At 73.7% G+C, this 22,290-nt stretch carries 16 protein-coding genes and 5 pseudogenes; 8 read left to right on the top strand and 13 right to left on the bottom strand.

Annotated elements, in window-relative coordinates; translation table 11 throughout:
* Nucleotides 1-31: 31 nt before the first annotated feature.
* Both OJ254_RS26960 and OJ254_RS26955 read left to right on the top strand, forming a co-directional pair.
* The gene (locus OJ254_RS26960) at nt 32-808 is read left to right on the top strand and encodes a hypothetical protein (RefSeq protein ID WP_265364452.1); all 777 of its coding nucleotides are present in this window, start codon (nt 32-34) and stop codon (nt 806-808) included.
* Between the two features lie 184 nt (nt 809-992).
* Nucleotides 993-1,481, top strand: coding sequence for a hypothetical protein (locus OJ254_RS26955; RefSeq protein ID WP_265364451.1), 489 nt, complete (start codon nt 993-995; stop codon nt 1,479-1,481).
* Between the two features lie 56 nt (nt 1,482-1,537).
* On the opposite strand, the gene OJ254_RS26950 is transcribed toward OJ254_RS26955, so the two are convergent.
* From OJ254_RS26950 to OJ254_RS26935, 4 genes are all read right to left on the bottom strand, one after another.
* The gene (locus OJ254_RS26950) at nt 1,538-2,977 is read right to left on the bottom strand and encodes an amino acid permease (RefSeq protein ID WP_265364450.1); all 1,440 of its coding nucleotides are present in this window, start codon (nt 2,975-2,977) and stop codon (nt 1,538-1,540) included.
* Between the two features lie 140 nt (nt 2,978-3,117).
* Nucleotides 3,118-3,333: a dodecin gene (locus tag OJ254_RS26945; RefSeq protein WP_265364449.1), complete on the bottom strand. Its 216-nt coding sequence runs from the start codon at nt 3,331-3,333 to the stop codon at nt 3,118-3,120.
* A gap of 93 nt (nt 3,334-3,426) precedes the next feature.
* Nucleotides 3,427-3,888 carry a universal stress protein gene (locus OJ254_RS26940; protein WP_265364448.1) on the bottom strand — a complete coding sequence of 154 codons (462 nt, stop codon included), beginning with the start codon at nt 3,886-3,888 and terminating at the stop codon, nt 3,427-3,429.
* A gap of 34 nt (nt 3,889-3,922) precedes the next feature.
* Nucleotides 3,923-4,630: a PAS domain-containing protein gene (locus OJ254_RS26935; RefSeq protein ID WP_265364447.1), complete on the bottom strand. Its 708-nt coding sequence runs from the start codon at nt 4,628-4,630 to the stop codon at nt 3,923-3,925.
* Between the two features lie 105 nt (nt 4,631-4,735).
* Here OJ254_RS26935 and OJ254_RS26930 point away from each other — a divergent pair.
* Nucleotides 4,736-7,919: pseudogene (locus tag OJ254_RS26930) on the top strand (cytochrome P450).
* A 149-nt stretch (nt 7,920-8,068) separates the two neighbouring features.
* The gene (locus OJ254_RS26925; RefSeq protein ID WP_265364446.1) at nt 8,069-9,229 is read left to right on the top strand and encodes an FAD-dependent monooxygenase; all 1,161 of its coding nucleotides are present in this window, start codon (nt 8,069-8,071) and stop codon (nt 9,227-9,229) included.
* Between the two features lie 30 nt (nt 9,230-9,259).
* On the opposite strand, the gene OJ254_RS26920 is transcribed toward OJ254_RS26925, so the two are convergent.
* Nucleotides 9,260-9,778 (bottom strand): DUF2165 domain-containing protein, encoded by a 519-nt coding sequence (locus tag OJ254_RS26920; RefSeq protein ID WP_265364445.1) that lies wholly within the window; start codon nt 9,776-9,778, stop codon nt 9,260-9,262.
* Between the two features lie 173 nt (nt 9,779-9,951).
* Here OJ254_RS26920 and OJ254_RS26915 point away from each other — a divergent pair.
* Nucleotides 9,952-10,987 (top strand): annotated as a pseudogene (locus OJ254_RS26915) (phosphatidylinositol-specific phospholipase C domain-containing protein).
* Here the strand turns inward: OJ254_RS26915 and OJ254_RS26910 are convergent.
* From OJ254_RS26910 to OJ254_RS26880, 7 genes and pseudogenes are all read right to left on the bottom strand, one after another.
* Nucleotides 10,959-11,957: a trypsin-like serine peptidase gene (locus OJ254_RS26910; protein WP_265364444.1), complete on the bottom strand. Its 999-nt coding sequence runs from the start codon at nt 11,955-11,957 to the stop codon at nt 10,959-10,961. The pseudogene OJ254_RS26915 and the gene OJ254_RS26910 sit on opposite strands and share 29 nt — an antisense overlap.
* Before the next feature lie 36 nt (nt 11,958-11,993).
* Nucleotides 11,994-12,935 (bottom strand): phosphatidylinositol-specific phospholipase C, encoded by a 942-nt coding sequence (locus OJ254_RS26905; protein ID WP_265364443.1) that lies wholly within the window; start codon nt 12,933-12,935, stop codon nt 11,994-11,996.
* 142 nt (nt 12,936-13,077) lie between these two features.
* Nucleotides 13,078-14,040 carry an L-histidine N(alpha)-methyltransferase gene (gene egtD, locus OJ254_RS26900; RefSeq protein ID WP_265364442.1) on the bottom strand — a complete coding sequence of 321 codons (963 nt, stop codon included), beginning with the start codon at nt 14,038-14,040 and terminating at the stop codon, nt 13,078-13,080.
* Nucleotides 14,037-14,791 (bottom strand): annotated as a pseudogene (gene egtC / locus OJ254_RS26895) (ergothioneine biosynthesis protein EgtC). The gene egtD and the pseudogene egtC overlap by 4 nt, the downstream one beginning before the upstream one ends.
* Before the next feature lie 37 nt (nt 14,792-14,828).
* The gene (gene egtB / locus OJ254_RS26890) at nt 14,829-16,148 is read right to left on the bottom strand and encodes an ergothioneine biosynthesis protein EgtB (RefSeq protein ID WP_265364441.1); all 1,320 of its coding nucleotides are present in this window, start codon (nt 16,146-16,148) and stop codon (nt 14,829-14,831) included.
* Nucleotides 16,145-17,424, bottom strand: a pseudogene (gene egtA / locus OJ254_RS26885) (ergothioneine biosynthesis glutamate--cysteine ligase EgtA). Before egtA ends, egtB begins: the two are co-directional and overlap by 4 nt.
* A 303-nt stretch (nt 17,425-17,727) precedes the next feature.
* Nucleotides 17,728-18,939: a pyridoxal phosphate-dependent aminotransferase gene (locus tag OJ254_RS26880; RefSeq protein ID WP_261954641.1), complete on the bottom strand. Its 1,212-nt coding sequence runs from the start codon at nt 18,937-18,939 to the stop codon at nt 17,728-17,730.
* A gap of 118 nt (nt 18,940-19,057) precedes the next feature.
* On the opposite strand from OJ254_RS26880, the gene OJ254_RS26875 reads away from it, so the two are divergent.
* The 3 genes from OJ254_RS26875 (at nt 19,058) to OJ254_RS26865 (ending at nt 21,451) form a co-directional block, all read left to right on the top strand.
* Nucleotides 19,058-19,720, top strand: coding sequence for a winged helix-turn-helix transcriptional regulator (locus OJ254_RS26875; protein WP_265364440.1), 663 nt, complete (start codon nt 19,058-19,060; stop codon nt 19,718-19,720).
* On the top strand, nt 19,717-20,199 hold the full coding sequence (locus tag OJ254_RS26870; RefSeq protein WP_265364439.1) for a phosphatase domain-containing protein: 483 nt from the start codon (nt 19,717-19,719) through the stop codon (nt 20,197-20,199). The genes OJ254_RS26875 and OJ254_RS26870 overlap by 4 nt, the downstream gene beginning before the upstream one ends.
* Nucleotides 20,200-20,377: 178 nt before the next feature.
* Nucleotides 20,378-21,451, top strand: a complete 1,074-nt coding sequence (locus OJ254_RS26865) for a glycosyl hydrolase family 18 protein (RefSeq protein ID WP_265364438.1) — start codon at nt 20,378-20,380, stop codon at nt 21,449-21,451.
* Here OJ254_RS26865 and OJ254_RS26860 read toward each other — a convergent pair.
* Nucleotides 21,395-22,275: pseudogene (locus OJ254_RS26860) on the bottom strand (helix-turn-helix domain-containing protein). The gene OJ254_RS26865 and the pseudogene OJ254_RS26860 overlap by 57 nt on opposite strands.
* Nucleotides 22,276-22,290: the final 15 nt, after the last annotated feature.

Genomic DNA, 22,290 nt, shown 5'->3' with positions numbered 1-22,290 from the left:
CGCGGCACGGGCACCTCGTTAGGCTCACCCGGTGCACGCCCTCCCCGTCGACGTCGTCCGCTACGCGGCGGCCATCGAGCCGTCCGAACTCGCCTGGGGCCGGCTGAACGGCCAGCTGACCGCCGCCGACACCGTCCGGCTCGCCTTCCTCCGCCGCTGCGACCTGGGCGCCCCCGGTGAGGCGTTCGCCCGGATCCATGCGCAGGGCCCGTCGGAGCCCCGACTGGACGCGGTCTGCCGGGAGATCCCGGGCGCGGAGACGGACGCCGCCGGGCGGATCTGGGACTACCTCGCACTGGTCGCGCGGCACGCGTCCGAAGGTGCGGACGGTGCGGAGCCGCCCGCGCGCCAACTGGCCGCCGGCCGTGCGGAGTTCCTGCTGGCCCGCGCCGCGTCGGGCCGGGGCATGAACTGGCGGGAGAGCGGGCCGCTGCTCGGCACCGACCGGCCGGAAGAGGTGGACGCCGCCTTCGAGCGCGGCGAGGAGCTGCTGGGCGTGGCGGTCATCGGGCTCGCGCTGACCCACCCCGACCCGGCGGCGATCCTGCCCAGGGTCGCCCGGACCCTGGAACGCGCCCTGGAGTCGTCGGACCACGGGCTCCGCCACCAGGGGCTCGTCGCCCTGGCCCACACCGCCCGGCTGCACGGCACCGTCGACCGCCGCTGCCTGGACCTGCTGCGACGCTGCCCGCGCGACAGCGAGGCGGACGACGACCTGTGGGGGTACGTGCCCCGCCGCCGGCTGCCCTGGTGGCTGTGGCGGCACCGGCTGGGCGGGCGGCTGCGGAGGGTGCTGCCGGGCGGGTGAGGGGGTGCGGAAGCCCCGGTGGCTTGGTGAGGGCACGTCAAAAATCATGGTGTGCGTGCCTTGCTCTCTTCGGGGCCGCGTGCCTCAATGGTCCGCGATTCCAGGTCGCTGACCCCCTGTCAGTTCCCCGGCCGGAACGTGCGGGGACGACCTGTCACCCCCCTCACGAAGGCGGTTTCCCCCCATGAAGCAGCGCAGATCCGGCACGTTACGCACGGGCACCGGCATACGCACCGCCCTCGGCCTCGCGATCGCCGCCGCCGGCACCCTCGCGATGGCACCGGCATCGACCGCGGTGACCCCCGGCACCGCCACCCTCTCCTTCGACTGCGGCTCGTACGGCTCCGGTACGGCCACCCTCACCGCCACCCAGGACGGCACCGCCGCCACCATCAGCGTGTCGACCTCCGCCATCACCTCGCCGATCAACATCGGCGCGAATTCGGTGCGGTCCACGCTGACGCTCACCAAGAACGGTTCCGGCACGACCGAGTTCACCGGCAACGCCAACCCGGCGCTCCCGGCCGGCGGCCCGGTCTCCACCGGACCCCTCAAGGGCACCGTCGCCTCCGGTGACAGCCTGGAGGCCGCCTCCCTGAAGGTCGTCGTCCTCGGGATCACGGCCACCTGCAAGGCCACGTCCCCGCAGTCACCGGGCCCCTTCGTCTTCTGACCTGAAGAAGCCCCGTCCCGGGGCCGGTGGCCGATGCGGCCACCGGCCCCGGCGGTTCAGCGCACCTCGCCCCCGGCACCCTCACGCTCCGCGCGTTCCAGGTTCGAATGGCGGTAGGAGTAGCCGAAGTAGATGACCATGCCGATGAGGAACCAGACCACGAACCGCACCCAGGTCTGCCACGCCAGGAACGTGATCAGCCAGAGGGAGAACACCACCCCGAGCGCCGGCACCACCGGCATTCCCGGCGTGCGGAACGTGCGCGGCAGTTCGGGGCGCTTGTAACGGAGCACGATGACGGCCACGCACACCACCACGAACGCCAGCAGGATGCCGATGTTCGTCAGCTCGGCGGCCTCGCCGATCGGCAGGAAACCGGCGATGACCGCGGAGGCCGCCCCGACGATCCAGGTCACCCGGGTCGGCACGTGGTGCGTGGGGCTGGTCTTGGCGAACCACTTCGGCAGCAGGCCGTCCCGGCTCATCGAGAACCACACCCGGGTCACCCCGAGCATGAAGGTGAACATGACGGTCAGGATGCCGATGATCGCGCCGACCGCGATGACGTCCGCGAGACCGTGCAGTCCCACCGACTTGAACGCCGACGAGAAGCCGCTCTCCGGGTCGATGTCCTTGTAGTTCTGCATGCCCGTCAGCACCAGGCAGGCCAGGACGTACAGCACCATCGAGATCGCCAGCGAGTACATGATCGCCTTCGGCATGTGGCGCTGGGCGTCGGTGGACTCCTCGGCGGCGGTGCTCATCGCGTCGTAGCCGAAGACCGCGAAGAAGACGGTGGCCGCACCGGTGAAGGCGCCGCTCACCCCGAACGGGAAGAACGGGTGGTAGTTCGCGGTGTTGATGTGGAAGAAGCCGACCGCGATCACGATCACGACGACCAGGACCTTCAGCCCCACCACGATCGTCTCGAAGCGCGCGGCGTTCTTGATGCCCAGGGTCAGCAGAAAGGCGATCAGGAGGCAGAGCGCCGCCGCGAAGAGGTCGACGCGGTGCCCCGGCCCGGTCCCCGGCGCGCCGAGCATCCAGGCGGGCAGGTGGACTCCCAGCTCACCGAGAAGAAAGCTGAAATATCCCGAGATGCCGATCGCGACGACCGCGACGATCGCGGTGTACTCCAGCAGCAGGTCCCAGCCGATGAACCACCCGGCCACCTCACCGAGCACCGCGTAGCCGTAGGTGTAGGCCGACCCCGCCTTCGGGATCAGCCCGGCGAATTCGGCGTACGAGAAGGCGGCCGCGGCGCTCGCGATGCCCGCGACGAGGAAGGAGATCAGGACCGCGGGTCCGGCCTTGCCGTTCGCGACGGTGCCGGCGAGCGTGAAGATGCCGGCGCCGATGATGCCGCCGACGCCGATGGCGGTCAGCTGCCACAGCCCCAGCACCCGGGTGAGCTGCTGGCTCGCCGGGCCCTCCGCCTCTTCGATGTGTTCGATCGGTTTGCGGCGCAATACGCCCTGTCCCGCGCGCAGCCCCATCTGGGATCCCTCCGTAGGCTCGCTCCGTCGTGGTCCGACGGCGGATCATCATGGACCCTCGAAGGCGCCTAAGGAAGGCGACTCCCTAGTACGGTGGCGACTCGCCGGGAGACGTACCCGGGAGGGGTGTCATCGGGGCGTCAATCGGCGTCCTCCAGCCGGAACCCGACCTTCATGCCGACCTGGTAGTGGTCGATTTCGCCGTCGACGAGGTGTCCGCGCACTTCGGTGATCTCGAACCAGTCGAGATTGCGGAGGGTCTGCGAGGCGCGCCTGATGCCGTTCCTGATCGCCGCGTCCACGCTCTCCTGGGACGTTCCGACGATGTCGGTCACACGGTACGTGCGGTCGGTCACGGTGGTCTCCCTCGGCCGGGGCGGCGCTCCGCCCGTCCACCTCCCACCGTGCCTCAGGGCGGCCGGCCCCACCAGCGGAGCGCCGCGGGGCCGCTACGGGACGACGGTGACCGGCCAGCGCCCCGCCTTGACCAGGCGGACCGCGACCGAGCCCATGATGCGGTGCCCGGCCGACTCCGAGGCGCCCACCACCACGGCGTCGGCCTTGAGCTCGTCGGCCATCTGCACCATGCCGTTGTACGGGTCGCCACGCAGCGTGTGGAACTCCCAGCGCACGTCGTAGATCCCCTGCAGCCGGTCGGTGGCCTTGCGGATCTCGGCCATCAGCTCCTCGGCCACCTCGTTGGTGGCGTCCACGACCGGCGCGCCCATCGACGCCCCGGCCGGCAGCACCGGCTGGACGTAGACCAGGACGAGCTTCGAGCCCTGGCGCCGGGCGAGTCCGGACGCGTACGCGGCGGCGCGCCAGGACGAGTCGGAGCCGTCCACGCCGACGACGATGACCTTCGGGCCGTCCGTTCCGCGCTCGAACTGCGCGGCTGCGTTCTCCTCCACACCACGGAGGTTAACCGCACACGCGTGCTGATGGTCAGGCCGGGGCCGGTGGCCAGCTGTCCGCCGCCAGTACGCCCAGCACGTACGCCTTGGCGACCAGCGCGGTCCGGCCCTGCACCCGCCAGCGGCGGGACAGCCGGGCCAGGTGGTAGTTCACCCCGTCGACGGTCAGCCCCAGGGACGCGCCGATCGCCGCCGTCGTCGCGCCGCCGGCGGCCAGGGCCAGGATCCGCGACTCCACCGGGCTCGCCGTGGCCCGCGGGGCCGGCGGCGGGGCGCTCTCCGTGACCCGCAGCAGCGCCAGCAGGACCGGCGGCTGGACGGACAGGTCGCCGACCGGGTCCACCGTCAGTTCCCCCTCGCGCTCGGCGCCGTCCGCGGCCGACCGCCAGTGCACCTCGACCGGATAGCGCGACCGGCGGCCCAGCCGCACCGCGTCGGCGATCCGCCGCAGCTGCTCCCTCGCCCGGGGCCGGAACAGGTCCAGCAGATTGCGGCCGCGCAACTGACCCGGCGCCACCCCCCACAGCGTGGCCATCGCCGGATTGGCGATCAGCACCTCACCGTCCGCCCGGCACACCGCGATCGGCGTCGGGATGCGGTCCAGCAGGATGAGGAAGTAGTTGCGCCAGGGACCGCCCGCGTACGGCCCCGCCGGATCGACCGGGCCGGGCCCGGCGGGCGGCGGGTGGGCGCCGGGGGAGTCCCCGTCCGGCGCACTGTCTGCGTGCCCGATGTCCATTGCCCCATCTCCGGTCCGCGCGCAAGGGCGAGCAGCGAAAAACCACTGCACAATCATGCAGTTGCCCGGGCCCGAGCTGCCCACCGGCCCCCTCACGCTGGAGACATGACCGACACCATCGCGCTCCACAGTGACGAACGCGCCGCCGATGACGGCATCCCGGTCGTCGACATCACGGCCGACGGGATGACCTCGACGCCCATCCAGCAGACCATGGACCTCGCCCGGACCCACGGACCGGTCTTCAAGCGCAGGCTCGGCGAGCGCGAGACGCTCTTCCTCACCTCGCTGGACCTGGTCACCGAGGCCGCCGACGAGACCCGCTTCGCCAAGGGGGTCTCGGTCGTCCTGGAGAACGTCCGGGAATTCGCCGGGGACGGTCTGTTCACCGCCTACAACGACGAGCCCAACTGGGCCAAGGCGCACGAGGTCCTGATGCCGGCCTTCGCGCTGGGCTCGATGCGGACGTACCACCCGGCGATGCTGAAGGTCGCCCGCCGGGTCATGGCGAGCTGGGACCGGCGGGTGGCCGACGGCACGCCGGTGCACATAGCCGAGGACATGACCCGGATGACGCTGGACACCATCGGGCTGGCCGGCTTCGGCTTCGACTTCGAGTCGTTCTCCCGCGGCGACTCGCAGCACCCGTTCGTCGAGGCGATGGTGCGCTGCCTCGAATGGAGCATGAAGAAGTTCGCCCGGGATCCGCACGCCGACCACTCCGCGGCGGACGCGGCGTTCCGCGCCGACGCGGACTACCTCGCCTCCGTCGTCGACGAGGTCATCGCCGCGCGCACGGCGAGCGGCGAGACCGGCGAGGACGACCTGCTCGGTCTGATGCTCGGCGCCCGCGCGCAGGAGGACGGCACCGGGCCCGGCGGCCCCTCCCTCGACCTCGCCAACATCCGCAACCAGGTCATCACCTTCCTGATCGCCGGCCACGAGACCACCTCGGGCGCCCTCTCCTTCGCCCTCTACCACCTGCTCAAGGACCCGCTGGCGCTGCGCATGGTCCAGCGCGAGGCCGACGAGCTGTGGGGCGACCAGGCCGACCCCGACCCGACCTTCGAGGACATCGGCCACCTGCCGTTCACCCGGCAGGTCCTCAACGAGGCGCTGCGGCTGTGGCCCACCGCCGCCGCGTTCACCCGCCAGGCCCGTGCCGACACCGTGCTCGGCGGCCGCTACCCGGTCAAGGCCGGCCAGCTGGTCACCGTGCTCACCCCGATGCTGCACCGCGACCCTTGCTGGGGCGACAACCCCGAGCTGTTCGACCCGTCCCGCTTCAGCCCGGAGGCCGAGGCGGCCCGCTCGCCGCACGCCTACAAGCCGTTCGGGACCGGTGAACGCGCCTGCATCGGGCGGCAGTTCGCGCTGCACGAGGCGACCATGCTGCTCGCCCTGCTCGCCCACCGCTACCGGCTGATCGACCACGCCGACTACCGGCTCCGCATCAAGGAGACCCTCACCTCAAGCCGGACGGGTTCACCGTCGAACTGGCCGCCCGCACGCCCGCCGACCGCGCCGCGGTGCGCGCCGCCCTGGGTGTCCTGCCCGGCACCGCCGGCCCCGCGGACGACACCACCACCGACGACGCCCTGCCCACCCGCGTCGTCCAGGGCACCGGGCTGCTGCTGTTGCACGGCAGCAACTACGGCACCTGCCGCGAGTTCGCCGAGCGGCTCGCCGACGAGGCCACCGGCCTGGGCTGCGCCACCGAGGTCGCCCCGCTGGACGCCTACGCCGACGGGCTGCCCGCCGACCGGCCCGTCGTCATCGTCGCCGCCTCCTACAACGGACAGCCCACCGACGACGCGGCCGCCTTCGTCGGCCGGCTGCGGACCGCCGGGGACGGCGCCGCCGCGGACCGCCCGTTCGCCGTCCTCGGCGTCGGCGACCGCAACTGGGCCGCCACCTACCAGCACGTCCCCACCCTCATCGACGACCGGCTGGCCGCGCTCGGCGGCGACCGGATGCTGCCGCGCGCCGAGGCCGACGCCTCCGGCGATCTCAGCGGCACCGTCAAGGAGTTCACCGCCGCGCTGCGCACCGAACTGCTGACCCGCTACGGCGACCCCGCCAGCACCGGCGCGGGCGCCCCGGCCGCCGAGGACACCGGCTACACCGTCACCGAGCTCACCGGCGGACCGCTCGACGCCCTGGCCGCCCGGCACGAGCTGACCGAACTGACCGTCACCGAGGCGCACGACCTCACCGCGGAGGGCTGGCCGCGCCCCAAGCGGTTCCTGCGGCTCGCCCTGCCGGACGGCGTCAGCTACCGCACCGCCGACCACCTCGCCGTGCTGCCGGCCAACGCCCCGGCCGCCGTCGAGCGGGCCGCCCGCGCCCTCGGCGCCGACCTCGACACCGTGCTCGCCCTGCACCCCGGACGCCGCCCGGCCCGCGACACCCTGCCCGTCGACCGGCCCCTGAGCGTACGCCAACTCCTCACCCATCACCTGGAGTTGGGGGCTCGGCCGACCCCCGAGCAGCTCGCGGTGCTGGCCGCGCACAACCCGTGCCCGCCCGAGCGGCAGGCCCTGGAACACCTCGCCGAGGACGACCCGCGCACCCTGACCGAGATGATCGAGGCCCACCCCGCGCTGCGCGGCCGGCTGCCCTGGCCGGTGGTCCTCGACCTGCTGCCGGCGCTGCGCACCCGGCACTACTCGATCTCGTCCTCGCCCGCCGCCGACGCCCGGCACGCCGAGCTGATGGTCTCGCTGCTGCCCGGCGGCACCGGCTCGACGTATCTGCACGGCCTGCGCCCCGGCGACACGGTCCTGGCCCGGGTCCAGCCCTGCCGCGAGGCCTTCCGCCTCGACCCGGCCGACGGCACCCCGGTCATCCTGGTCGCCGCCGGCACCGGCCTCGCCCCCTTCCGGGGCGCCGTGGCCGACCGGGTCGCGGCCGGCCAAACGGCGCCCGCCCGGCTGTACTTCGGCTGCGACGACCCCACGGCCGACTTCCTGCACGCCGCGGAGTTCGCCGCCGCCGAAGCGGCCGGGGCGCTCTCGGTACGCCCCGTCTTCAGCGAGCGCCCCGAGAACGGCCACCGCTTCGTCCAGCACCGCATCAAAGCCGAGGCCGCCGAGGTCTGGGAGCTCCTCCAGGCCGGGCCCGGGTGTACGTCTGCGGCGACGGCAGCCGGATGGCCCCCGGCGTACGGGCCGCCTTCCGCGAGGTGCACGCCGCGCACACCGGCGCCTCGGCCCAGGAGTCCGAGGCCTGGCTGCGCGAACTCACCGCCTCCGGACGGTACATCGAGGACGTGTACGCGGCGGGCTGAGAACACCCGGCGGCACGTCCGTACGTCCCCCGGCGGGCTGGATCTTCCGGCCCGCCGGGGGAAAGGTGGACGGTGCGGCCACAGGGCCGCACCGCCGACCAGGACCCGGCCGGCGGCACCGAGCGGGGGCACACCCGGGGGACCACGGCATGAGCAAGGCCCTGATCATCGGCGGCGGCATCGCGGGCACGGTGACCGCCATGGCACTGCACAAGGCGGGCATCGACGCGGAGGTCTTCGAGGCGTACCCGACCGGCGCGGACGACGTCGGCGCCTTCCTCGTCGTCTTCGCCAACGGCCTCGAAGCGCTCCGGGTGATCGACGCCCACGACCCGGTCGCCGCACACTCCTTCCCGGCGCAGCGGATCGCCGTGTTCGGTCCCGACGGCACCCAGGTCGCCGAGCGGCCCATCGCCGGCAGCGGCACCGGGCCCGGCCCGCGCACCCTGCGGCGGGCCACCCTCTACCAGGTGCTGCACGCCGAGGCGGCCCGCCGGGGGATCCCCGTGCACCACGGGAAACGGCTGGTCGGTGCCCAGACGGTGGCCTCGGCCGGCGGGAAGCGGGTGGTCGCCGCCTTCGCCGACGGCAGCCGCGCCGAGGGAGACCTGCTGATCGGCGCGGACGGACTGCACTCCGTCACCCGCACCCTCATCGACCCGGACGCGCCCCGGCCGCGCCACACCGGCCAGCACACGGTCTGCGGCTACACCCGCGCCACCGGCGCCGAGCCGGCCGCGGAGACCTACACCATGATCCGCGGCGACCGCGCCGTCTTCGGCTGCACCCGCGCCCCCGACGACGAGATCTGGTGGTTCGCCAACATCCCCGGCACCGAGAGCGACCGCACCGCCCTGCAGGCCGTCGGCGCCGGCGAGTGGCGCGACCGGGTCGCCGCGCGGTTCCCCGGCGACGCCACGCCGGCCGCCGCCCTCGTCCGCGCCACCGGCGACCGGGTCATCGCCTCCAGCGCCTACGACATCGCCACCACACCCACCTGGTACGACGACACCAAGGTCGTCCTCGGCGACGCCGCCCACGCGGCCGCGCCCAACGCCGCCCAGGGCGCCTCGATGGCCATCGAGGACGGCATCGTGCTGGCCCGTTGCCTGCGCGACCACACCGACCCGCGCAGCGCCTTCACGGCGTACGAGGAACTGCGCCGGGAACGGGTGGAGAAGGTCGTCGCGGCCAGTGCCGGTCTCGCCGCCCGCACCGGCCCGCAAAACCCCGGCCGCCCGGCCACCGGCCCCGCGGGCGGCGGCGCGGACGGCAGCGACTGGCTCACGGACTACCGGATCGAGTGGTGACCCACCGGCGCCCGCCGCACGCGGGACGGCTCAGGGCGCCGACGGCAGCCGGACGGCCAGCAGTGCGACTCCCGCGAGCGTGACGTTGCGGGTCGCCGCCTCCAGGCCGTTCCAGGTCTTCGACTGCCACATCGAGAACCACTCCCCGCCGATCGCCAGGAAGCCCGCGCCGAACAGCAGCAGCATCATCAGCAGACCGACGGTGCTCAGCATCCGCGCGCGGGCCACGTCGCCGCGCCGCAGACCGAGCGGCCAGAGCACGGTGGCCACTATCAGCACCAGCGCGGTGACGCTCTCCCAGGCGATGATCGCCACGTACGCGGCGTCCTGGAGTCCCTGCGAGGTGATGGCCCGCCACATCAGGTCCGGGTCCTTGAAGGTGGTGTCCATCGCCAGGACGTGCCGGACGAACTGCTGATTGGTGCCGAAGTCGGTGATGTTGCCGAAGGCGACGAGCGCCAGATAGAGCGCGACGGTGCCCGTGAGCACCGTCGCGACGAGTGGCTGTCCGGAACGCGGCAGCCGGCCGGTTGCGTGATTGTCGGCCATGGGCCCTCCCCAAGTCGGTCAAGTAAGGGAGTTTCCCTTATCGTCACCGACCCCGTGGTCCCCACCCGTCCCAACTCCCCGTACGCTGCTGCCCGATCGACCGGCCGCCCGGCCGGCCGAACGGCGTCCGGGCTGACCGGCCGGGCGCCGAGGGACCACGGAGAGCGGGGAACATGAACGGGAAGCGGTGTGTGGGGACGGTCGCTGCGGCGGCGGCCGCGGTGGTGGCGGTGTCCGTGCCGGCGGGCGCCGAGCCGGCCGGGCCTGACGTACGGCACCAGCACGTCCGTGGGCGTCCACAACGCCTACGACAAGGAGAAGTACCCCTACTTCGCGGACGCGTTGGACTCCGGCGCCGCACTGGTCGAACTCGACCTCTGGACCAACGGGCTGGGCCGGACCTGGCGGGTCAGCCACAGCAACCCGTTCGGCAACAACAGCAACTGCGAGGGCGCGGCCAACGCCTCCGAACTGCGGACCAAGGACGTCAACAAGGACTTCGCCGGCTGCCTCGCCGATATGAAGGCCTGGCACGACGCCCACCCCGGCCACCGCCCCATCCTCGTCAAGGTCGAGCTGAAGGACGGCTTCAACGCCAAGGGCGGGCGCGGCCCGGCCGAGTTCGACGCGCTGGTGCGACAGAAGCTCGGCGACGCCGTCTACGGTCCCGGCGACCTCACCGCGGGCCACGCCACGCCCGACGAGGCGGTCCGGGCCGGCGGCTGGCCGGCGCGCGCCGCCATGGCCGGAAAGTTCCTGTTCGAGCTGATACCGGGCACCGTCGAGGAGAACAACCCGCTCGACAAGCTCTGGACCGACGTCGAGTACGCCGGCCACCTCAAGGACCTCGCCGCGCAGGGGAAGCTCGCGCAGTCGACGGCCTTCCCCGCGGTGCACGGCGCGGCCGCCGGCGACCCCCGCGACCGCTATCAGGACCCGGCGCTGCGCCCCTGGTTCGTGGTCTTCGACGGTGACGCCGCGACCTACCTGAACGGCACCATCGACACCGCCTGGTACGACCGCCGGCACTACCTCCTCATCATGACCGACGCGCACAACGTGCCGCCGGCCATCGACGCCACCCACCCCACCGAGGCACAGGCGCTCGCCCGGGTCGGCCAACTCGCCGCCGCGCACGCCAGTTTCGCCACCGCCGACTGGTACCCGCTGCCGTCCGTCCTCAAGACCGTGGTGTCGCGCGGGGCCTGACGCCCGGCGTGGGGCCCGGCTCCGCGGTGGCCCGCCGGTACAGCGCGGCCACGTCCGCACCGAACCGGCTGCTGTACGAGACGAAGTCGTCACCGCCCTCGTCGAGCCCGCCGATCACCCCGATCAGCGCCCCGGTGCCGGTGGCCGGATCGACGTCGGTGAGCAGCGGGCCACCGCTGGTGCCGTTCGGGAACCCGGGGCAGTCGAAGCGCAGTTGGGACGGGCCCTGGGCCTTCGCGGTGTGCCGGCAGCTGACCGGGGCGTCCCGGTCGGCGGGGTAGCCGGTCAGCAGCGCCGGGCGCCCGGCCGGGGCGCCGAACCGGATCCGTTCGGCGCCGGTGAGGTCCGCTATCCGGCCGCCGCCCTGCCCGGCTCTGCGCACCCGCAGGAACGCCACGTCGTGGTCCGGGTCCCGGTCGCTGATCCAGCGGGGGTCGACGTGGATGCGGGTGGGCACCCACAGCCCGTACGGCGCGATCCCGTCGTGCAGGCCGGGCACGAACACCAGCCGGGTGCGGAACCCGCCGTCGTGCACGCAGTGCGCGGCGGTGACGACCAGGTCGGCGGCGGGGGAGCGGACCACGCTCGCCGTGCAGTGGTGCGTCGGGTCACCGTCGTCGCCGGGTGAGAACAGCGCGCCGATCGCCGGGGACGGGGCCGCCGGGGCGGCCACCAGCGGCCGGGACTCCGGCAGCGCGGCCGTCGCCCCGCCGCCGGTCCGGCCGCCGAGCGGGACGGCCACCGGCGGGCCCGGCCGCTCCCGGTACGGACCGGCGAGCAGCGCGGCGGCGGCCAGGTCGCCGTCCGCGCGGGTGGCCAGGTACGAGCCGGTGGCGCTGTCCCCCGCGGCCAGATACGGCTCGCGGGCGGGCAGGCCCAGCGTCAGCGCCGTACTGCCCACGACCACGGTGAGCAGCCCGAGAGCCACCGGCAGCCGCTGCGGGACACCGGGCCGTCCGGAACGGGACATGCACCCCAGTCTGCGGCAGGACCGCCGGCCGGACGCCTAGCGCAGGGCCGGTCGGGTGAACCCCGGGCCCGGGTTGTGCCGGATCAGCGTTTCGGCCAGGCCGAACTCGTTCGGGAAGTCCATCGGGACGATGCCCAGGCCCGTCCAGCCGCTGCCCTCCGTACCCTCCAGCAGCGTCTTGACCTGAGGGTTGAGGCGGTCGGCGTTGGAGCGCGGCGGGAGCAGCGCGGCGGTGCTGACGTAGTTGACGAAGAGCTTGCCGGGCTGCGTGACGGCCTTGCGGAACTGCGCCTCGATCTTCGGGTACTTCCCGAACGGCTCGGCCATGTAGTCGTCCTGGATGTCGAAGACCTGGGGGTCGCCGTAGCGGACCCCGCCGAGGCCGTCGGAGTCCGCCAGCAGGACGACCCGGCCCCGCGCCTCACCCAGCGCGGGCAGCCCGGCGTCCAGCCGGAACAGCGGACGGTAGCCCTTGTCGTCCAGGTAGATGCCGAAGATCCGGCGGAACTCGTCGGAGGAGACCTCCGAGTACTCCTGCTTGACCCGCATCAGCACCGTCTCGGACGGGTGGGCCGTGAGGAAGGCCCGGCAGGCGTTGAGTACGTCGCCGAACATCAGCTGCTGGTAGAACGCGCCGTGATGGATCGCGAAGGCGTCGTCGATCGCCCGGCAGCGGACGTCCAGGAAGCGGATCCCGGCGGCCAGCTGGGCGTCGACCGCGGTGTTCTGGCAGGCCACCCAGGGGCCGCCGATCCGGGCCCCGGAGTCGTGCGTGCCCGGGATCGTCAGGCGCGTCAGGGGAGTGGCGTCGGGGAGCGCGGACATCCAGTCCTGTACGGAGAGCGCACGGCGCCCGGCCGGCCTCCGCTCGGCCGCCGCGGCCGTGAACCCTCCGCTGCCGGCGCCCGCCAGGACCCCGGCGGCCGACAGCCCGGCCGCGCCCCTGAGAAACCCCCGCCGATCGAGCCCCAGCCCCATGCCGCCACCCCTGCCCCGTCGAATCCGCACGTGCGTCCGGGGCATGGAACCACACCGCCCGCGCGGACGGCACCCGGCCGGCGCGCCCAGGGGCACACCGGCCGGAACCGCCCTCGTACGTATCCGTCCCTACCGGGCGGTATCAGGCACGGAACGCGAGTGACAGCGCGAAGCGATCCGTGCTGTCCGTCCACCAGTTGGTCAACTCCAGCCGGGCGGCGGCGAGTTCGGCCCGCACACCCTCCTGGCGGAACTTGGCCGAGATCTCGGTGCGGATGTCCTCACCGGCCGCGAAGGGCACGGCCAGGTCCACGCCGGGGATCTTCACGGTCACGTCCCGGCGCGCCCGCAGCCGCATCTCGATCCACTCCTCCGCGGCGTTCCACACCGCGACGTGGTCGAAGTCCGCCGGATCGAAGTCGCCGTCGAGCTCGCGGTTGATGACCTGGAGGACGTTCTTGTTGAACGCGGCCGTGACGCCCTGCGGATCGTCGTACGCGGCGACCAGCGTCGCCTCGTCCTTGACCAGGTCCGTGCCGAGCAGCAGGGCGTCGCCCGGGGACAGCAGGTCGTGCACGGAGGTGAGGAACGCGGCCCGCTCCTCGGGGAGGAGGTTGCCGATGGTGCCGCCGAGGAACGCCAGCAGTCGCGGGCCGGGTGTCCCGGGCAGCGTCATGTCCTGCTGGAAGTCGGCGACCAGGGCGTGCACGGTCAGGCCGGGGTGCCCGGCGAGCAGCGTCTCGCCGGCCGCGGTCAGCGCCGACTCGCTGACGTCGATCGGCACGTAGGTGTGCAGGCCGGTCAGCGCGCCGATGAGGTGGCGGGTCTTGTCGGACGACCCGGAGCCCAGCTCGATCAGGGTGCGCGCGTTGGTGGCCGCGGCGATGTGGTCGGCGCGGGTGAGCAGGATCTCCCGTTCGGCGCGGGTCGGGTAGTAGTCGGGCAGGGTGGTGATCTCTTCGAAGAGTTCGCTGCCGCGGGCGTCGTAGAACCACTTGGGCGGCAGCTGTTTGGGCGTGGCGGACAGGCCCTGGGCGACATCGGCGCGCAGCGCGGCCGCGGTGGCGTCGGCAGGGAGGTTGCGGGTGATGCTGAGGGGGCTCACGTGGCGGGCTCCTTGAGCGGGGTGAGGTGGACGTCGGTCCGGGTGGCGCGCAGCAGGGTGCGGTCGGGGACCTCGGTCCAGTGGGGGAATCGTCGTAGGGTTCGGCGGCGACCACCCGGCCGCCGCCCGGAAGGGCCAGGTGGTAGAGCGTGTCGCCCCAGGAGGTGGCGGCGATGGTGGTGCCGTCGGTCAGCAGCAGGTTGAGCCGGGACCCGGGCGCGGCCCCGGCGACGGCCGCGACGGTGTCGGCCAGCGCGTCCCCGAGTTCGTCGCCGCGGGTCAGCCGGTGCCGCACCAGCGCCCAGACGAACGCCGCGTCACAGCGCGCCTGGAGGCGCAGCAGCTCCCCCGGCGGCAGCGCGGCGGCCAGCGGCGCGAGCGAGTCCGGCCAGCCGGCCACCGCACCGTTGTGGCTGAACAGGTGGCCCTCCCCGGCGAACGGCGCGGCCGCCGCCTCGGCGTCCGGCCCGGCCACGGTGGCGTCCCGTACCGCCGCCAGCAGCGCGCCGGTGCGCACCACCCGGGCCAGGTCGGGCAGTTGGTCGTCGGCCCAGATCGGCCCGGCCCGGCGGTAGCGCGCCGGGACCGGGTCGCCCGGTGCGTACCAGCCGACGCCGAAGCCGTCCGCGTTGACCGTGCCGTGCTTCTGGTGGCGCGGCGCCCACGACTGCCGGTACAGGCCGTGCGGTGGCTCCAGCACGATCTGCCCGAAGGGCACCGGCGGCCCCACATAAGCGATATGACGGCACATCAGGCGTTCGCCTCCCCGGCCGTGCGCGGTGCCGGCCTCATGCGTCCCCCTCCAGGCCGGCGTCCCGGGCGGTGCGGAACCCGGAGAAGATCTGCCGCCGGACCGGCAGGTCCCAGTTGCGGAAGGTGCCCCGGCAGGCCACCGGGTCGACGGCGAAGGAACCGCCGCGCAGCACCTTGTGCCCGTCGCCGAAGAACACCTCCGAGTACTCCCGGTAGGGGAAGGCGGCGAAGCCCGGGTACGGCAGGAAGTCGCTCGCCGTCCACTCCCACACGTCGCCGATCAACTGCCGCACACCGAGCGGGGACGCGCCCTCGGGATAGCTGCCGATGGCCGCGGGGCGCAGATGCCGCTGGCCGAGGTTGGCGCGCTCCGGCGTGGGGTCCTCGTCACCCCACGGGTAGCGCATCGACCGGCCGGTGGCCGGGTCGAACCGGGCGGCCTTCTCCCACTCCGCCTCGGTCGGCAGCCGCCGGCCGGCCCAGCGGGCGTAGGCGTCCGCCTCGTACCAGCTGACGTGCAGCACCGGCTCGTCCGGCGGGACCGGCTCGGTCACCCCGAACCTGCGGCGCAGCCACTGGCCGCCGTCCCGCTTCCAGAACAGCGGGGCCCGCAGCTTGTGCTGCTGGACCTGCGCCCAGCCCTCGGCGGCCCACCAGCGCGGCTCCTGATAGCCGCCGTCCTCGATGAACCGCTGGTAGGCGCCGTTGCTGACCGGTGTGGTGTCGATCAGGAACGCCGGTACGAGGCGGGGGTGCGCGGGCCGCTCGTTGTCCAGCGCCCAGGGTTCGGCGGAGGTCCCCATGCTGAACGGCCCGCCGGGCACCAGGACTTCGGACGGCAGCAGGTCATCGGGGGCGGGCGGCGGTTCGGGCGCGGTGAGCACGGCGGGGCCGCGCCGCAGCTGGTGCGTGATCAGCATGGTCTCGTCGTGCTGCTGCTCGTGCTGGGCGATCATGCCGAACGCGAAACCCGCGTCCAGCAGCGGCCCGCCGTGCAGCGGGGTGCGCTCCAGGACGTCCAGCACCCGGCCGCGGACCTCGGCGACATAGCCGTGCGCCTCGTCGGGCGGCAGCAGCGGCAGGGCGGGGCGTTCGGCCCGCGGGTGCTCGAAGGCGTCGTAGACGGAGTCGATGTCCGGCCGCAGCGCCTCCCGGCCGCCGACGGTGCGCAGCAGCCACTGCTCCTCCTGGTTGCCGATGTGGGCCAGGTCCCACACCAGCGGGGACATCAGCGGGGAGTGCTGGGCGACGAGGTCGGGGTGCTCGACGCAGGTGGTGAGCAGCCGAGTGCGGTCGCGGGCGGCGAGCAGCGCCGCGGCCGCGCATTCACGAAGGAGCTCCGGATCGGTGGTCACTGCTGGCCTTCCTTCCCCAGGAGGAGTGCGCCCTCCGCGGCGTACAGGGCGTCGAGGTGGTCGTCCGCGGGGCACCGTCCGCGTGCCACGTACCGCTCGGTGAAGGCCGCGACCGCGGCGCACACCTCGGGCGGGGCGCCGATCCGGGGCAGCGCCTCCTGCGCGGCGGCGAAGCAGGCCACCGCCGCGGCGTGCAGCTCCGGGTCGGTCAGTCCCGCGCGGGCGGCCCGCCGCCACAGCGGGTTGCGCGGCGCGGGGCGCGAACCGGCCGTCTCGGCCAGTGGTTTGACGATGCGGTAGGCGCGCTCGGCGGCCTCCGGGTCGTCGAACAGCGCGGCCGTGACGGCCAGCGGGACGGTCCACCCGGTCTCCCCGGGCTGGGCGTCGATCATGCGCAGCTCCAGGTGGCCGCGCGGCCGGACGGGCGGGAAGAGGGTGGTGACGTGGTAGTCGAGGTCCTCCTGTGTCGGGGGTCTGGGGACGCCGGTGCGGACCCATTCGCGGAAGGTGAGCCCCGCCGGCGCGTCCCAGGGCCCGTGCTCGGCGCGGATGCACATCACCGGCGCGTCCAGGACGTACGCCGCCCACGCGGTGCGCGGGTCGGGGCCCGGCGGCGGGGCGAGGGTGCGGGCCGGGTCGAGCTGGGACCACACGACCTGGCGGGTGGTGCGGTAGCCCGTGGGACACCCTTCGCTGGTCGGCGAGTTGGCGAACGCCGCGGTCAGTACGGCGCCCAGCAGATGGGCCAGCAGCCAGCGCCGGCCGAGCCCGAGCGGGCCCGGCTCCTCGTGGCCGGCGTCCACGCACACCTGTACGGAGGCGGTGCCGCACATCATGGAGCGTCCGGCCGGGCCCCAGCGGTCGAAGTACGCCTCCATGGCGTCGTAGCGGGGGTCGGTCAGGATCCGGCGCGGGGGGTGCCAGGGGTTGTGGCCGTGGCCGGCCAGCCCCAGGCCCAGGGCCCGCACGGCCGGGCGGACCAGCGCGAGATCGGCCGACACGGCCTCGATGCAGGCGCGCAGGGAGGTGGCGGGCAGCGAGCTGAGCTCCAGCTGGCCGCCGGGTTCGAAGGTCAGGAGCGAGGAGAGGGGGAGCTGGCGAAGGACGGTGGCCGCGTGCCGCAGCCGGTCGGGTTCGACCGGACATCGGGGTGGTACGCGTCGTGGACCAGCCACTCCAGCTCCACGCCTATCCGGCGCGGTGGACCCGTCTTGAAGCAAATGCCGTGCAGATGCGCTTCAAGCTCCGCTTCCGAGAGTGCGGGCCGAATGGGCATGGAATCCCCTCCCTTGTCGGGTGGCGGCGTGATTGCCGCCCTCCACCTAATCGGCTGCGGCCGACGGGCTCAAGGGCGCGTTCGATTACGTGCGCTGGTCCCGCGGGGCAGGACGGCCCGTCGCCGGGCGTCCGGGCCGTCCGGACCGAGGGGCCGCCGGACGGTGCCGGGCCGCCCGGGCGGCGCCGGGAGGCCCTTCCCGCCGCTGGCCATGGCCGTGCGCCGGACCGGCGGGCGGTGGACGGCGGGCGGGGGAGGGGTGCCGCCGTTCGGGTGAACCGGGGCCGCCGGCGGCCCCGGTCGTCACTGGCGGTATCCGGCCAGGAATCGGCCGATCCGGCGGATCGCGGCGTCGAGGTCGTCGGCGTGCGGCAGGGTGAGGATGCGGAAGTGGTCCGGGCGTGGCCAGTTGAAGCCGGTGCCCTGGACGACCTGGATCTTCTCCCGCAGCAGGAGGTCCAGCACGAACTTCTCGTCGTCGTGGATCTTGTGGACGGCCGGGTCGAGGCGCGGGAAGGCGTAGAGCGCGCCCCTGGGCTTGACGCAGGAGACGCCCGGGATCTCGTTGAGCCGCTCCCAGGCCACGTCGCGCTGCTCGCGCAGCCGGCCGCCCGGCAGCACCAGGTCCTTGATGGACTGCCGGCCGCCCAGCGCCGCCTGGATGGCGTACTGCGCGGGTGCGTTCGGGCACAGTCGCATCGAGGCGAGGGTGCCCAGGCCCTCCAGGTAGTCGGCGGCGTGCTGCTTAGGGCCGGAGACCACCAGCCAGCCGGAGCGGAAGCCGGCCACCCGGTAGGACTTGGACAGACCGCTGAAGGTCAGGCAGACCAGGTCGGGGGCGAGCACCGCGGCGTGGTGGTGGACCTCGTCGTCGTAGAGGATCCGGTCGTAGATCTCGTCGGCGAAGACCATCAGCTGGTGGCGCCGGGCGAGGTCGAGCATGCCCTCCAGCAGCTCGCGCGGATAGACCGCGCCGGTCGGGTTGTTGGGGTTGATGATGACCATCGCCCGGGTCCGGTCGGTGATCTTCGAGGCGAGGTCGTCGAGGTCCGGCAGCCAGTCCGCGGACTCGTCGCAGAGGTAGTGCACGGCCTTGCCGCCGGCGAGGGTGGTGACGGCCGTCCAGAGCGGGAAGTCGGGGGCCGGGATGAGGACCTCGTCACCGTCGTCGAGCAGCGCCTGTACCGCCATCGAGACGAGCTCGGAGACGCCGTTGCCGAGGTAGATGTCGTCGACGTCGACGTCCGGCAGGCCGTTCTGCTGGTAGTGCTGGGCCACCGCGCGGCGGGCCGAGAGGATGCCCCGGGACTCGGTGTAGCCGTGTGCGCGGGAGAGGTTGCGCATCACGTCCTGCAGGATCTCCTCGGGGCACTCGAAGCCGAACAGCGCGGGATTGCCGGTGTTCAGCCGCAGCACGCTGTGCCCGGCCTCCTCCAGCGCGTCCGCGTGCTCGATCACCGGCCCGCGGATCTCGTAGCAGACGTCGGCCATCTTGCTGGACTGCTTGAACTGCATGCGGCGGCCTCCCGGTCCTCGCCCGCCGCGCGGCGCGGCAGCATTCGTCGTCATCACACCGTACTTGGTTTTACCAAGTCGCGACTTGGAAAGTCCAACCTCTGTCTATGCTGGAGCCATGCCGCGCCGAAGCTATGACCAGTACTGTGCCGTCGCCCGGGCCCTGGACGCCGTGGGCGACCGCTGGACGCTCCTGATCGTCCGGGAACTCCTGGGCGGCTCCCGGCGCTACACCGACCTGCACGCCGACCTGCCCGGCGTCAGCACGGACATGCTCGCCTCCCGCCTGAAGGACATGGAACGCGACGGCCTGGTCACCCGCCGCCGGCTCGCCCCGCCCGGCGCCGCCTCCGTCTACGCCCTCACCGACCGCGGCCACGCCCTGCTGCCCGCGCTCACCGCCCTCGCCGACTGGGGCGCCCCCGCCCTCGACGAGAAGCGCCCCACCGACGCGGTGCGCGCCCACTGGTTCGCGGTCCCCCTGCTGACCCGGCTCGCCGCACACTTCACCGACGGCACCGAGGTCGTCGACATCACCCTCGACGAGGGCCGGTTCCACGTCCTGCTCTCCGGCGACACCGGCCCCGGCTACGCCGACGGCCCCGCCGAGCGCCCCGACGTCCGGCTCCGGACGGACACCGCGACCTGCGCCGACCTCGCCCACGACCGCCTCACCGTCGCCCAGGCCATCGCCGCCGGCCGGATCGCGGTCACCCTCCCCGAAACCGGCGCGGCCCCCGAAACCGGCGAAGCCCACCGACCGAAGGCACCGACGGCATGACGCACCGCCCCCTCGCCCTCTTCGACCTCGACAACACTCTCGCCGACACCGCCCACCGCCAGCACTGGCTGCGGCGCACCCCGCGCGACTGGCCGGCCTTCTTCGCCGCGGCCACCGACGACCCGCCGCTCGGCGAGGGCGTGGCGCTGGCGCTGCGCAACGCCGAGGACGGCGACGTCGGCTACCTCACCGGCCGCCCCGAGCGCTGCCGCCGCGACACCCTGGACTGGCTGGCCCGGCACGGCCTCCCGCCCGGCGAGGTGTGGATGCGGCCCGACCACGACCGGCGCCCGGCCCGGCACACCAAGCTGGAGACCCTGCGCCGGATCGCCACGCACCGCGAGATCCGCCATGTCGTCGACGACGACGAGCAGGTCTGCGACGCCTTCGAAGCGGCCGGCTTCACGGTCGTCCGGGCCCGGTGGGCCACCCCGTCCGCCACCCTCAAGGACGCCCAGCAGCGCGCGGGACGCACCTGACCGACGGCGGGACGCACCTGACCGGCGGCGGGGCCGCGCGGCACGACAGCGGGGGCGGCCCAACCCGGCCCCAATCGGGCCCCGCGCCGCTCCCGTTCGCCACCCGGCCGGGCCCCGCCCGATCCCGTTCGGCCGCGCTGACGGTGCGTCAGCATCCCCGCGGGGTGACGCTCAAGGCATGGACCATGTCTCCGGAAACCGGGCGCGCGGCTGGCTCGCGCTCCTGCTCGCGGCGGTGACGCTCACCGGCCCGCTCACCCCCGCGGCCGCCGCCACCCCGGACACCACCGAGGCCCGCCGCCGCACCGTCTCGGCCTGGCTGCCCTACTGGGGCGACACCGACGCCGCCTACCGCGACGCCCTCCGGCACGCCTCCCAGCTCCACACCGTCAGCCCCTTCTGGTACCAGGCGTCCGACGACACCACCCTCACCGGACACCACGGCGCCGGCCGCCGCCGCATCATCGACGGACTGCACCGCGCCGGCATCAAGGTCGTGCCCACGGTCACCGAAACCCTCGGCGCCGACCGGATGGCCGCCCTGCTGCACGACCCCGAGCGGCGGCGGGCGCACCTCGACACCCTGCTCGACCTCGTGGCGAGCCGTTCGTACGACGGGATCGACCTGGACTACGAGGCCATGGCGGTCACCGGCGACCGGCACGCCCGGGACCGGGTGCGCACCGGATACCGCACCCTGGTCCGGGAGTTGTGCACACGGCTGCACGACCGAGACAAGGAATGCGTGGTCACCGTCCTCGCCCGGGCCCGCGGCACCGGCACCGCCTTCGACTACGCGCACCTCGGCCGCTCCGCCGACCGCATCCGCATCATGGGCTACGACCTGCACTGGTCGGGCGGCGACGCGGGGCCGCTGTCGTCCACCGACTGGTACGACGAGTTCCTGCGCTACGCCACCGACACCATCCCGCCCCACAAGATCGAGGTGGCCTTCCCCGGCTACGGCTGGGACTGGGTCACCGGCACCACCGGCCACGCCGCCCACCTGACCTGGAAGGAGGCCGAGGCGCTGCGCGCACGCGAGGGCGCCGACTACCTCTTCGACGTTGCCTCCGGCACCCCGCACTTCACCTACCGCAAGGACGGCGAGGAACACCAGGTCTGGTACCAGGACGCCCGCGGCGTCCGCGCCCACCTGCCGCTCCTGCGCGCCTACGGGGTGCGGAACACCGGCCTATGGGCGCTCGGGTTCGAGGACCCGGACGTCTGGGCCGCACTCCGCGGCGAGTAGCCGCAGCGCCGCCTCGGACGGCGACCCCTCCTCGGCCGTGTACATCAGCACGCCCTGCCCGGAACCGTCCGGCGTCTGCATCATCTCGAAGTCCAGCACCAGCTCACCCACCAGCGGATGGTGGAACCGCTTGGTGCCGAAGGTGCAGTTGCTCACGCCGTGCCGGGACCACAGCGCGCTGAACTCCGTGCTCTTCATCGACAACTCGCCGATCAGCGCGGTCAGTTGCGGATCGTCCGGCCGCTGCCCGGCGGCCACCCGCAGCGAGGACACCGCGTGCCGCAGCGCCTCCTCGCGGTCCGGGTACAGCTCACGGGTGTGCGGGTCGAGGAAGAGCATCCGCTGCGCGTTGGGGCGGTCCAGCGGACGGTCGGGACTGCCGACGTCCAGATGCCCGGCGATCAGCGCGTGCCCGAGGCGGTTCCAGGCCAGGATCTCGAAGCGCGGGCCGAGCGCCACCGCCGGCACGTCCGCCACGGCCGCGAGCAGCCGCCGCACCCCCGGACGGACCTTGTCGTGCCGGACCGCCGGCCGCCGGCGCACCCGGGCCGGCCGGGCCAGCTCCCGCAGATACGCCTGCTCGTCGGCGGACAGCCGCAGCGCACGGGCCAGCGCGTCCAGCACCCCCTCCGAGGCCTGATGGCTCTGCCCCTGCTCCAGCCGCGTGTAGTACGCCACGCTGACCCCGGCCAGCTGCGCCAGCTCCTCGCGGCGCAGCCCCGGCACCCGGCGCCGCCCTCCGTAGGAGACCAGGCCGACGTCCTCCGGGCGGAGCCGGGCGCGGCGGTGCGCAGGAAGCCCCCCAACTCGGCGGGCTGGTCCATCGCGGGGGTGTCGCT

Source organism: Streptomyces endophytica, from assembly GCF_026153355.1.
GTDB lineage: Bacteria > Actinomycetota > Actinomycetes > Streptomycetales > Streptomycetaceae > Streptomyces > Streptomyces endophytica.
Note: the sequence above shows the minus strand (reverse complement) of the source record. Positions and strands in the feature narration are given on the sequence as shown.